Source organism: Pseudomonas sp. PS02303 (assembly GCF_029959925.1).
Lineage (GTDB): Bacteria > Pseudomonadota > Gammaproteobacteria > Pseudomonadales > Pseudomonadaceae > Aquipseudomonas > Aquipseudomonas mandelii.
Window position 1 is genome coordinate 1 of sequence record NZ_JASCOM010000184.1, and the last position, 12,320, is coordinate 12,320.

9 protein-coding genes are annotated in these 12,320 nt (G+C 59.5%); 5 read left to right on the forward strand and 4 right to left on the reverse strand.

Features of this window, described 5'->3' with window-relative positions:
* Nucleotides 1–93: 93 nt before the first annotated feature.
* The gene (locus tag QMX98_RS26265; protein ID WP_077749561.1) at nucleotides 94–2,289 is read right to left on the reverse strand and encodes a hypothetical protein; all 2,196 of its coding nucleotides are present in this window, start codon (nucleotides 2,287–2,289) and stop codon (nucleotides 94–96) included.
* Nucleotides 2,290–2,487: 198 nt separating this feature from the next.
* On the opposite strand from QMX98_RS26265, the gene QMX98_RS26270 reads away from it, so the two are divergent.
* On the forward strand, nucleotides 2,488–3,393 hold the full coding sequence (locus tag QMX98_RS26270) for an NAD(P)-dependent oxidoreductase (RefSeq protein WP_195842067.1): 906 nt from the start codon (nucleotides 2,488–2,490) through the stop codon (nucleotides 3,391–3,393).
* Here the strand turns inward: QMX98_RS26270 and QMX98_RS26275 are convergent.
* Together QMX98_RS26275 and QMX98_RS26280 are read right to left on the reverse strand one after the other, a co-directional pair.
* Nucleotides 3,346–5,556 (reverse strand): bifunctional diguanylate cyclase/phosphodiesterase, encoded by a 2,211-nt coding sequence (locus QMX98_RS26275; RefSeq protein ID WP_282411593.1) that lies wholly within the window; start codon nucleotides 5,554–5,556, stop codon nucleotides 3,346–3,348. The genes QMX98_RS26270 and QMX98_RS26275 overlap by 48 nt on opposite strands.
* Before the next feature lie 131 nt (nucleotides 5,557–5,687).
* Nucleotides 5,688–6,053: a YkgJ family cysteine cluster protein gene (locus tag QMX98_RS26280; protein ID WP_282411594.1), complete on the reverse strand. Its 366-nt coding sequence runs from the start codon at nucleotides 6,051–6,053 to the stop codon at nucleotides 5,688–5,690.
* Nucleotides 6,054–6,412: 359 nt separating this feature from the next.
* Here QMX98_RS26280 and QMX98_RS26285 point away from each other — a divergent pair, with 359 nt between their 5' ends.
* Complete coding sequence (locus QMX98_RS26285) at nucleotides 6,413–7,762, forward strand: MFS transporter (RefSeq protein WP_221108579.1); 1,350 nt, start codon at nucleotides 6,413–6,415, stop codon at nucleotides 7,760–7,762.
* A 179-nt stretch (nucleotides 7,763–7,941) separates the two neighbouring features.
* Here QMX98_RS26285 and rapA read toward each other — a convergent pair whose 3' ends face one another.
* On the reverse strand, nucleotides 7,942–10,788 hold the full coding sequence (gene rapA, locus QMX98_RS26290) for an RNA polymerase-associated protein RapA (protein ID WP_010462562.1): 2,847 nt from the start codon (nucleotides 10,786–10,788) through the stop codon (nucleotides 7,942–7,944).
* Between the two features lie 218 nt (nucleotides 10,789–11,006).
* Here rapA and QMX98_RS26295 point away from each other — a divergent pair, with 218 nt between their 5' ends.
* The 3 genes from QMX98_RS26295 to ccoM all read left to right on the forward strand — a co-directional run bounded on the left by QMX98_RS26295 (nucleotide 11,007) and on the right by ccoM (nucleotide 11,840).
* Nucleotides 11,007–11,348 (forward strand): hypothetical protein, encoded by a 342-nt coding sequence (locus QMX98_RS26295; protein WP_010462560.1) that lies wholly within the window; start codon nucleotides 11,007–11,009, stop codon nucleotides 11,346–11,348.
* Between the two features lie 72 nt (nucleotides 11,349–11,420).
* Nucleotides 11,421–11,582, forward strand: coding sequence for a hypothetical protein (locus tag QMX98_RS26300; protein WP_007935839.1), 162 nt, complete (start codon nucleotides 11,421–11,423; stop codon nucleotides 11,580–11,582).
* A 144-nt stretch (nucleotides 11,583–11,726) separates the two neighbouring features.
* Complete coding sequence (gene ccoM / locus QMX98_RS26305; RefSeq protein ID WP_010462558.1) at nucleotides 11,727–11,840, forward strand: cytochrome c oxidase subunit CcoM; 114 nt, start codon at nucleotides 11,727–11,729, stop codon at nucleotides 11,838–11,840.
* The last annotated feature ends 480 nt before the right edge of the window (nucleotides 11,841–12,320 follow it).

A 12,320-nucleotide genomic window follows, 5' to 3' on the forward strand; every position in this document is an offset into this window, starting at 1 on the left:
GAGCAGGCTCGCTCCCACAGTTAACCGCGTTTCTTCAGAAGAAATGCGATCCCTGAGGGAGCGAGCCTGCTCGCGATTGGGCGCGACGCGGTTTTAGAAGGTTTTACCGGTATGGTTATTCAGCGAAATAACCTTGGTCTTGCCAATCCGGTGACGGTAGATCTCACGCAGGTACTTGATCGCCTTCTTCACGCAGTCGCGCGACAGGCGAATGTCGTTGATCGAGACGAATTTGTCCTTGTCGTTGATCAGCTCGCGGTACTTCTTCTCGTACATCGGTTTGATCGCGTACCAGTTGGTGTCGAGGATCTTCGCCGGGTTCTCGAACTCGTTCAGCAGATCGTCGATCAGGTCTTCGTCGAAGTCTTCATTGATGATGAAGTCGAGGATCGAGTTATCCAGGGTGTCGTCGAAGCGGTACGGGTTCTTCGCGAAGCAGCGCTTGATGAAGGCCACGATCAGCGTCAGGAAATCGTCCGACAGGCACGGGCTCTTGGCGATCAGGGTGGTCAGCGACAAGTTGGCCGAAGCGCCGATCACCAGGGCATAACGCTTGAGCGTAGTGTTGGGGAACAGGCTGTTGAGGTGGGTCTTCAACCGGTTCAAGTCCATGTAGGACAGCTTGTAGTCTTTCGGCAGCGAGACAATCGACACCACCGACGAGCAGTTCTTGAAGAAGTGCAGGTCGTGCAACGCGGCCGCGTCATAACCGGAATTCTTGTACTGCTCCAGCGAGGCCCGATAGCGCTTGGACTCGATCGGCAACAGGCTGATGCCTTCGATCGCCTGGGTCACTTTGTTGAAGTGCGGCAGGTCGATGGAACGGAAGAACAGGTCGTCGATGTTCAGACGCTGTGGCTCTTTCTCGAACACCTTGAACTTGTCGCTGCTCGGCGGCGGGGTTTCCGGCACCACGGACTCGGCGTAGGCAATCGCCACCGGGCCGGCCAGGCTCATGAACAGGTCGTTGGCGTCGAGGCGAATGGTTTCGCCGATGTCGATGCCGGCGCGACGGAAATAGTTCTGGTCGTAGTCAGTCGTGACCGCCTGCGCCGTCAGAATGTTGAAAATCTGCTGCGAGATGTATTGGTTGGCGTGCTTTTCCATCGCGTTGACGTCGATGTTCTGAATGTTGCCGTCATCGCTTTCTTCGGCATACCGCATGATGTCGTTGGAGATCAGCATCATGGCGTTCCATGGGCGGATCCGGCCCATGACGCTGGCCTCGCTGCTGTCTTCGTTGGCGAAGTTATAGGAGAAGTCCCACTCTTCCGACAGGTATTTGCACAGCAGGCGACCGGCGTTGATGTGCAGCGCCTCGGACATTTCGCTGCGGTGATCGGAAATGTTCGGCAGCACGCAGATGCCGCTGGTGAAGATCGGCTCGAAGACGAAGGAGTGACCGCTCTTGCCGTCGTGCTCATCCATCGGCTTGGTGTCGAACGTCTTGTTCATGTACGAGTGTTGCTGGGCCAGGCCGAATTCCGAGGCCATGCCCGAACCGGTACCGCCGCCGGCACTGAAGATCGAGAAATACAGGCGCGACTGGTTGGCCTTGATCCCGCAGCTGTCGATCAGGTACGAGTGAATCATTTTCCAGTCCGGGCTGGAGAAACGCTGGGTGTCCTTGTTCAGGATGATCTTGGCCAGGTACTGACCGAGGATCGGCGCGTTACCGGCGCCACCGGCGTGGACTTCCGACAAGTCCATGATCTTCATTTTGCTGTAGTCGCGCAGGAAGCCACTCTTTTCGCCCTTGCGCGAGAAACGGATGCGACCGGCGATGTCTTTGTCCAGGTCGCCGAGCATCACCAGCGGCTCGACCAGGAACACCGGTTTGGTGGCCTTGTTCGGCCCCAGGCGCAGGTTGTTGCGGATCCACTGCGCCGGGCTGTAACCCTTTTCGGCGTAACGTTTGTCCGGCGACAGGCGGTCTTCGTTGTTGAATTCGTTGAGGTAGAACTTGCGGGCGTTGTACACCAGCTCAGCGACGTCGAGCGCGATGTTGGAACCGCAACGTCCCAGGCCGATCAGGCACACCGAGGGGAATTCCTGATCGCTGTGCTGTTCGTTGTCGCCTTCCAGGTGCGGTGGGCGCGGGAACACCATGTCGCGCAGGCCATCGAGGTTATCGAGGATGCGGTCGGTGTTGGTTTCGGTGAAATACAGGTATTGCTGACTGGCCAGAGGACGTGACGGGATCAATGGCTTCGACGATGAGGGGCTGTTCGCCGCGGGGCTCAGTGTCAGGTCGGAAACCGTAGTGGCCGGATTATTTTTAGAGGTCATTGGGCGCCATGTACCTGGGCTGGTTAGCTCGGCGACACGGTGTCGTCGAACCTTCACGGAATAGGAACTCGCGACTTTTTTAGCGCGTATTTTGCCCAAGCGTCAGGGACTAAGCCTGAGCGTCGCTCGGGGGAATCCTTTCCTTAGTCATGATGAATCGGCCAATATTCTGCGATCTTTAATCAAAAAGAAGGCTAAATGATGTCAACGCTACCTTCGTTGAGTTTTGCCGGAATCGGCCTGATGGGCTTGCCCATGTGCCGCCGCCTGTTGGCGGCGGGGTATCCGCTGACGGTGTGGAATCGCAACCCGGCCAAGTGCGCAGCGTTGGTCGAGGCCGGCGCCCGGCAAGTGGCGACAGCGGCCGAATTGGCTCGGCACGCCGAAGTTGTGATGCTGTGCCTGGCGGACACGGCGGTGGTGCGCGAGGTGGTTTTCGGTCCGGCTGGCATTGCCGAGGGGGCGAAAAGCGGTCAGTTGCTGGTGGACTTTTCCAGTCTGGAACCGACGGCGACGCGGGACATGGCATCGGCGCTTGTCGACCAATGCGGCATGCGTTGGCTGGACGCTCCGGTGTCCGGCGGGGTCGTCGGTGCCGAGGCCGGTAGCCTGGCCATTATGGTCGGCGGCGAAGCGGCAGACCTTGAGCGAGTCAGGCCGGTGCTGTTGAACCTAGGTCAGCGGGTGACTCACATGGGCGGTGTCGGCGCCGGGCAGGTGACCAAGGCCTGTAATCAGATGATTGTTGCCTGCAATGCACTGGTGATTGCTGAAGTGGTGGCACTGGCCGAGCGCTCCGGGGTTGACGCCAGCCTGATCGCCGAGGCGCTGGCGGGAGGGTTCGCCGATTCAAAACCGCTGCAGATCCTCGCCCCGCAAATGGCCGAGAGTCGTTTCGAACCGGTGAAGTGGCACGTGCGTACGCTGCTCAAAGACCTCGACACCGCGGTGAAATTCTCCCGCGAACAGGGCTCGGCCACGCCGATCAGCGGCTTGGCCGCACAACTGATGCGCCTGCATGGGGGGCAGGGCTTTTTGGAAAAGGATCCGTCGACGTTAGTGCAGTTGTACCGTAGCCAGGCTCAGAGAACTGACACTGCGTGAATGTTTGCGCTGATTGATTTCGGCCAGCACCGCAGGCAGCTCGGCCAGCGGTACCGGGCGGCTGAGCAGGTGGCCTTGAACCAGGTCGCAGCCCTGGCGTTCGAGAAAGTCATGTTGCTCGGGCGTTTCGACGCCCTCGCTGACGACCTGTAAATGCAGGGTGTGGGCCATGATGATAATGGCGTGGACGATTTCCATGTCCTGGGTGGCCTTGGGGATGTCCTGAATGAACGAGCGGTCGATTTTCAGTGTGTTCAGCGGCAGGCGCTTGAGGTAGGCCAGGGATGAATAGCCCGTGCCGAAGTCGTCGATCGAGAGCGAGACGCCGAGAGAACGGATCTGCTTCAACAACGCCAGGGTGTTGGCGAGATTGCCCATCAGCGCGTTTTCGGTGACTTCGAGTTCCAGCCGTTGTGGTGACACTCCGGCGATGCGCAGGGCGTTTTCGATTTCATCGGCCAACTCTTCCCGGGCGAGGTTCAGCGGCGAGCAGTTCACGGCGATCTTGAGTTCTTCGCGCCCCTGGCGAGACAGCACTCCAAGATCCTCACAGGCCTTGTGCAATACCCAGTTATCCAGTTCGTTGATCAGGCCGTTGGCCTCGGCAATAGCAATGAACCGATCCGGTGCCAGCAACCCGTGAACCGGGTGTTGCCAACGAATCAGCGCTTCGAGTTTGGTGACCTGGCCGCTTTTCAGGTCGTAGATCGGTTGGTAATAAAGGATCAGACCGGCGTCGTTGCGCAGGGCGTACCGCAGTTCTTCTTCGAGTTGCAGCTCCAGCGTGGCACGGTTTTTCATGTGTGGACTGAAAAAATGCAGCCCGTTGCGCCCGCTGCCCTTGGACTGGTAAAGCGCCAGGTCGGCGTTTTTCAGCAGCTCCTCGCAGGTCGTTCCATCTTGCGGAAAAACGCTGATGCCGATGCTGGTGGTCATGACCATGCTGCGGCCGGACAGCTCGATGGGCTCCTTCATCTTCAGCATGATGCGTTGGGCCATGCTCCGGGCTTCTTCAAGCTCATGCAGCCCGATGAGGATGCAGAACTCGTCCCCGCCAAAGCGCGCCACCACATCGTCATGGCTGCGTACCGAATCCTTGATATGGCTGGCCAGGACCTTGAGCAATTCATCGCCGGCGTCATGGCCCAGGCTGTCGTTGATCCGCTTGAAGTGGTCGATGTCGAGGAACATCACGGCAAGCATCCCGCCTTCGTTGGTCTTTTCGAGCAGTTTTTCGGCGAAAATCTGATTGAAGCCGCGGCGGTTGATCAGGTTGGTCAGCGCGTCGTAGTGCGCCACCTGTTGCAGCGACAAGCGCGCCTGATCCAGTTGGCTGAGCAGGATGTTGACCCGCTTCAGGTCGGATTCCTTGTGTTGCAGCTTCTTGTCGGCCAATGCCGCGCTGATGCTGCTGCCGATGATCAGCAAGGTCATTACCGCCACCGTCAGCCCCAGTTGCAGGTGGGTGTTGTCGTCGGGCAATGGCTGGGGGCTATCGATGGGAAGCACCAGGTTGAGCGCCGCCATGCCAGTGAAATGCATGCTGACGATGCCGGCTCCGAGCACCAGGCTGGCGGTGTATTTGAGCAGTTGATGAACCACGCCGCTGCCCTCGCACAGGTGACGGGAAATCAACAGGGCCGCCAGGCTGGCGCCAATTGCGATCACGATAGAGAGAGCGAACAGGACAGGGTTGTAATAGGCCGTCGCGTAGGAGCGCATCGCGGCCATACCCACGTAATGCATGGTCGCGATACCCAGGCCGATCCATATCGCGGCCCGCAGTGTTTTCCAGAAAGTCAGATGAGGATGGCTGAGGGTATGCATCGCCAGCCACGAAGCTGTCAGTGCAAACAGCAACGAGATCAGGGTGACGGGTAACTGATAATGGATTTCGATCGGGGCCTGGAAGGCCAGCATGCTGACAAAGTGCATGGCCCAGATACCGCCCGCCAGACACCCGGCACCAACCCAGCGCCACAGACGTTGGGACGCCGCTTTTTCGGCGTGGCCGATCCGCTCGGTGATGTCCAGTGTGGCGAAGCCGGTCGCACAGGCGACCACATAGGCCAGCAACACCAGAAAGGGGTTATGGGTGCAATTGAGGATGACCTGGCCAGTCTCAGGCAGTTGAGTCGTGAAATATAAAGCTGGCCACTCCATCGGACGCCTCGTATTTATCCAGCCGACACCATGAACCCTGGCGAATGTCTTGGAGTATAGAGGTCACACAAAGAGTGCAAACGGTAGTGGCACATTGCATTCGAACATTTTGTAATTACAGGCGCCGGTATTCAGGCGATCTGCTCATAAGGGAAATCGAATTCCGGTTGCAGGGCCGGCAATCCGAACGCTGCCCGTGCCGCATCGCAATCCACATTTGCCTCGCCGTTGGCCCAGGAGGCATCGAACTCCCGACAGGTGCTGGAACGTTGGTCGTAAATCGAGCATTGCACGGTGCTGCCGACTTCGCCGACCAGCCCGACGCAGCGAGTGGGTTTGCAGTCCGTGCCCAGCATGGCCACCCGGCTGGGGCTGATGGGTGCGACTAGCTCGTCAGGCACCGTTCCCCCGGCCGAGGTGCATTCACCCCAGAAAAAAGACACGCGAAAATGAGAACAGCAGGCACCGCAATTCAGACACGGACTGGCTTCGGACATGGGCGATAATCAAAGAGGGATAGGGGATTGGTGGGGCAGGCAAGGCCGCTATTCTAGGCTTCGCTTTGAACTTGGGAAGGGGGCGAAAAAGTATTTTTTCATGTGACCAAATGGCGAGAAATACTTGCCTTGCAGAATCCCTTGTGGGAGCGAGCCTGCTCGCGAAAGCGGCGGATCAGTCACCCTCTGTATTGAATGTGCCGGCCTCTTCGCTAGCAGCTCGCTCCCACAGGTTTGGATTTGGCTCCATGGGTTGATATCAGCATTACGAATAATTACAGACAGCTCCGGCGGGCCTGTCTAGATTGGAGGTTCCGGGGACAGCGAAGCCCCAATAACAATAAAAGAGACGGACCCCCATGCAGAACTCGACCCAAGCGGCGAATGCCTGGCGCATTCTGTTCCTGCTGTTCCTGGCCAATCTGTTCAACTTCTTTGATCGCACCATCCCGGCCATCATCATCGAACCCATCCGCATGGAATGGCACCTCAGCGACTTTCAGCTGGGGATCATCGGTACTGCATTCACCATCGTCTACGCCATTGCCGGCTTGCCCCTGGGGCGCATGGCCGATACCGGTTCGCGCAGCAAGCTGATGGGCTGGGGCCTGGCGGCGTGGAGCGGTCTGACGGCGGTCAATGGGCTGGTGGGCAATTTCTGGGCGTTCCTGATCGTGCGCATGGGCGTCGGCGTCGGCGAAGCCAGTTACGCGCCGGCCGCCAACTCGCTGATCGGCGACCTGTTCCCGGCGCATCGTCGCGCGCGGGCCATGGGCATTTTCATGCTCGGTCTGCCACTGGGCCTGCTGCTGGCGTTCTTCACCATTGGCGCAATGGTCAAAGCGTTCGACAGCTGGCGTGCACCGTTCTTCATCGCGGCGGTGCCAGGGCTGATCCTCGCGATCTTCATGTTCTTCATCAAAGAGCCGAAGCGTGGCGCGGCAGAAACCGTGCAGGTCTCGCAAGAGAAAGTCGACAAGCCGATCCGGCGAATTCTGGCGGTGCCGACCTTTCTTTGGCTGGTCTTGGCCGGGTTGTGCTTCAACTTCGCTACTTATGCCTGCAACTCGTTTCTGGTGCCGATGTTGCAGCGTTACTTCCTGATGCCGTTGCAGGAAGCGGCGGTGGCGACCGGCGTGATCGTCGGCGTGACCGGTTTGTTCGGATTGACGCTCGGTGGCTGGGTCGCCGACAAGATTCACCAGCGAGTGGCCAATGGGCGCCTGCTGTTTGCGGCGTTCAGCCTGATCATCTCGACGGTCTGTACCGCGTGGGCGCTGCATGCCGGGCGGATCGAGATCGGGGTGTTCGTGGCAGTGTTCAGCGTGGGTTGGCTGTTTGCTTACAACTTCTATACCTGCGTTTACACGGCGATTCAGGACGTGGTCGAACCGCGCTTGCGGGCCACGGCGATGGCGCTGTTCTTCGCCGGGTTGTACTTGCTGGGCGGTGGTTTGGGGCCGGTGGTGGTGGGTGGTTTGTCCGACCACTTCGCGCACACGGCGATGACCGCGGCAGGCACCGAGCAAATGACCGAGGCGTTCAAGGCGGTCGGCTTGCATGACGCGATGTACTTGATCCCGGTGGCGCTGTTTTTCACCATGGTGTTTCTGTTTTTGGCTTCGCGGTGTTTTGTTCGGGATTCGAAGCGGATGAAGGAAGGGTTGGTCGCTGTGGGTGAATCTGATGTTGCAGTGGCGACTGCATAATCGCTATCGCCAGCAGGCTGGCTCCTACATTGGATCTACAGCGTTAACAAATCCCCTGTGGGCGCTAGTCTGCTCCTGCCAGCGATGCGGCCATCAGCATCACTGCATCAAATTTCAGGCAATAAAAAAGGCCCGCATCACTGCGGGCCTTCTTGTTTTCAGCGGTGGAGCGGGGCGGTTTAACCCGCCACCAACACCCGAATCGCTTCCAGCCGCAACGCGGCTTTATCCAGCATCGCCAGACCCTGCTCGCGTTGTTTGCGCAGGGCAACCAGTTCGCTGTCGCGCACGGTCGGGTTGACCGCTTGCAGTGCGGTCAAACGTGCCAGCTCTTCGTCGGTATCGGCCGCCAGACGACGTTGCGCTTCGGCAACCCGTTCGGCGTGACGCGGGAAGATCTTCTCTTCGCCGGCGTTGATCCGTGGCGTCAGTTGATCGCGCTGAGCCTGGATGAACTTGTTGGCGCTGGCGCGGGGCACGCTTTCCAGTTGATCGTTCAAGGTTTCGAACGACACCCGTGCCGACAGGTCGTTGCCATTGGCATCGAGCAGGCAGCGCAGGGCGGCCGGCGGCAGGTAACGGCCCAGTTGCAGCGAGCGCGGCGCAACCACTTCGCTGACGTAGAGCAGTTCCAGCAACACGGTGCCCGGTTTCAGCGCCTTGTTCTTGATCAGCGCCACGGCGGTGTTGCCCATTGAACCGGACAAGACCAGGTCCATGCCGCCTTGCACCATCGGGTGTTCCCAGGTGATGAACTGCATGTCTTCGCGAGACAGCGCCTGGTTACGGTCGTAAGTGATGGTCACGCCTTCGTCGTCGCCCAGGGGGAAACTGGCGTCGAGCATTTTTTCGCTCGGCTTGAGGATCAGGGCGTTTTCCGAATGGTCTTCGCTGTCGATGCCGAATGCGTCGAACAGGGTTTCCATGTAGATCGGCAGGGCGAACTGATCGTCTTGTTCGAGAATGTCCTCGACCAGCGCATCACCTTCGCCAGCGCCGCCGGAGTTGAGTTCCAGCAAGCGGTCACGGCCGGTGTGCAGTTCGGCTTCCAGGCGCTCACGCTCGGCGCGGGCTTCGTCGATCAGCGCTTGCCACTCGCCATCGTCGGCATTTTCCAGCAGTGGCAGCAGGCGCGGGCCGAACTGATGCTGCAAGGCGTTGCCGGTCGGGCAGGTGTTGAGGAACGCGTTCAGCGCCTCGTGGTACCACTGGAACAGCCGTTCTTGAGGGCTGGTTTCCAGATACGGCACGTGCAGTTCGATGATGTGCTTCTGGCCGATCCGGTCCAGACGACCGATACGCTGCTCGAGCAAGTCCGGGTGGGATGGCAGATCGAACAGCACCAGGTGGTGCGAGAACTGGAAGTTACGACCTTCACTGCCGATTTCCGAGCAGATCAGCACCTGTGCGCCAAATTCTTCGTCGGCGAAGTAGGCCGCGGCGCGGTCACGCTCAAGGATGTTCATGCCTTCGTGGAAGACCGTGGCCGGAATACCGGAGCGCACACGCAGGGCGTCTTCCAGGTCCATGGCGGTTTCAGCGTGGGCGCAGATCACCAGCACTTTGGTGCGCTTGAGCATCTTCAGCTGATCGATCAGCCACTCGACGCGCGGGTCGAATTTCCACCAGCGTTCTTCTTCGTTGGCGTCCGGCTGGGCCTGGAAGCTGACTTCCGGGTACAGCTCGGCGTGATCGCCCAGCGGCAGTTCGAGGTATTCGTCCGGGCACGGCAGCGGGTACGGATGCAGTTTGCGCTCCGGGAAACCCTGCACGGCGGCGCGGGTGTTGCGAAACAGCACGCGGCCGGTGCCGTGGCGGTCCAGCAGTTCGCGGACCAGGCGGGCGCTGGCTTCGATGTCGCCATCATTGACGGCGGTCAGCAGCGCTTCGCCTTCGTTGCCGAGGAAACCGTGAATGGTCTTGTGCGCTTCCGGCGACAGGCGCCCCTTGTCCAGCAGCTCCTGAACGGCTTCGGCCACCGGGCGATAGTTTTCGCTCTCGGCGCGGAAGGCGTGCAGGTCATGGAAACGGTTCGGGTCAAGCAGGCGCAGGCGCGCAAAGTGGCTGTCCTGACCCAGTTGTTCCGGGGTCGCGGTCAGCAACAGGACGCCGGGAATGACTTCGGCCAGTTGCTCGACCAAGGTGTATTCAGGGCTGGCCTTGTCTTCGTGCCACACCAGGTGGTGCGCTTCGTCGACCACCAGCAGGTCCCAACCGGCGGCGAACAGCGCGTCCTGGGCCTTTTCGTCGTCCACCAGCCACTCGAGTGCAACCAGCGCGAGCTGGGTGTCTTCAAATGGGTTGGCGGCATCGCTTTCGATGAAGCGTTCTTCGTCGAACAGCGCGACTTGCAGGTTAAAGCGGCGGCGCATCTCGACCAGCCACTGGTGCTGCAGGTTCTCCGGCACCAGGATCAGCACGCGGTTGGCGCGGCCCGAGAGCAGTTGGCGATGGATCACCAGGCCGGCTTCGATGGTTTTGCCCAGGCCCACTTCATCGGCCAGTAGAACCCGCGGCGCAATGCGGTCGGCGACTTCGCGGGCGATGTGCAACTGGTGCGCGATCGGTTGCGCGCGTACGCCACCGAGGCCCCAAAGCGCGGACTGCAATTGGCGGCTGGTGTGTTCCAGGGTGTTGTAGCGCAGCGAGAACCAGGCCAGCGGGTCGATCTGCCCGGCGAACAACCGGTCGCTGGCCAGGCGGAACTGAATGAAGTTCGACAGTTGGGTTTCCGGCAGGGTAACCACTTCGTTCTGCGCGTTGAGGCCGTGGTAAACCAGCAGGCCATCGACGTCGTCGACTTCCTGGACGGTCAGCTTCCAGCCTTCGAAGTGAGTGATGGAGTCGCCCGGCGAAAACCGCACGCGGGTGAGGGGCGCATTCCGTAGCGCGTACTGGCGAGTCTCGCCAGTGGCCGGATAGAGCACGGTCAACAAGCGGCCGTCCTGTGCCAGAACGGTGCCTAAACCCAGCTCGGCTTCGCTGTCACTGATCCAGCGTTGCCCCGGTTGATACTGCTGCGCCATGCTGCCTGACTCCCACCTTGAAAAAGCGGGCTATCTTAACGGAATGAGGGCTTCAGGGCCAAAGGACTCTCATAAAAACTCGCACTCTTACGTTAGCCCAGCGACGCGATGCTTGCAGGTCGGGGCACCAATTGGTGCCAAACCGGTCACAGTTTGCGACCGATGGCTCAAGTCGCCATCCCCGCAGCCGACAGCCTGCTGACAGGAGACTAATAATTATGCTGCCACCGATGCTCCCTTTGAGTGCCGTGCCGATCACGTCACAGCAGGACCCGATCCGCCAGCGCCCGGATATTCCGCCTGTCGTGCCGGTGCAGGAAAGCTCCAACGAAAATACCATCGACCTGCAACAGCGAGATCCCGAAGAAGCGGCTTTTCAGCTGCGCGAGGAACAGCGGCGCAAGCAGGAGCGGGAACGGCGTCGTCGTGAGGCTGATGAAGATCCGGAAGAGCATCTGGCGATTCCCGGTAACGAGCTCAATGCCGACAATACCGTGCCGGTGGCGCCGTTGATGGAAGATCAGCCGCGCCAGGGGTTGTGGGTCGATATCCAGATTTGAGGTTGTGGCTGGTCAGCGCTGCCGTGAGAACGCATTATTGTGACAACCCTGCCATACGATGTACTGAGCACCATGAGCCAAGACGACAAGCTGATTGATCTCAATTCCGAACGCGCCAAGCGGGTTCATGACCTTAATGAAAAGCGTCTGAATGAAGTGCGTCAGGCGTTTGAGCAGGCGATGCCGTTGGGTAAAGCCAAGAAGAAACCGAAGAACAAGCCGAAAAAGCGCTGAAACACCCTGCATCCGTTGATGCAGGTCAGTTATTTCCCCTCCTTTACGCCCTGTCTTGGGCGACATTGATCCTGGTCAATTTTCTCTTCTGCCTGATTGGTTAACTTAGCCCTATCGCAACAGGGCAAGTGCAGGAGAGCCGTCATGTTTTTCGACAACGTGGTGATCGCCGGGGTGCTGACAGTCGGCCTCATGGTTCTGTTTTTCGCAGGGTTCGGATTTTTTATCTGGAAGGATTCGCATAAGCGTAAGCCGTAGTTCTTTCTGGATGTAATGAGCACGCAAGGCATTTTGGGCAACTTCGGTTGCCCTTTTTTTCGCCTGCGATTTGGTAATGGGGGGCTGTGGAGCCTGTTTGCGAAGGCGGCCTGATAGCCGACCTGTCTCTGCGTGGTGTACATATCCATTCCTGCGGTAACGGCCGCTTATGGTTTCGCCCTTACGGCGACTCACTTTTTTTTCAAACGCCAAAAAAAAGTAAGCAAAAAAAGGCTCGCCCCGAACGTCCGGCCCCTCGCCTGGGCTCGGCGTTCCTTCGCTCCGGCATTCATCTGGGGGCATCGCCTCCGGTCGGCTTCGCTTCGACCTCCTCTCGATGTGTGCGGCTTCGCCGCACGGCGCTACGCGCCCCCCCCCCAGATGAACGCCTCCACTCAGCCTCCCGAAGGGGCGGGCAGATCAAGATCAAAAGCAGGCGAGCTAACGCTCGGCCTAATGAGTGGTGAAAAGCGAAGCGTG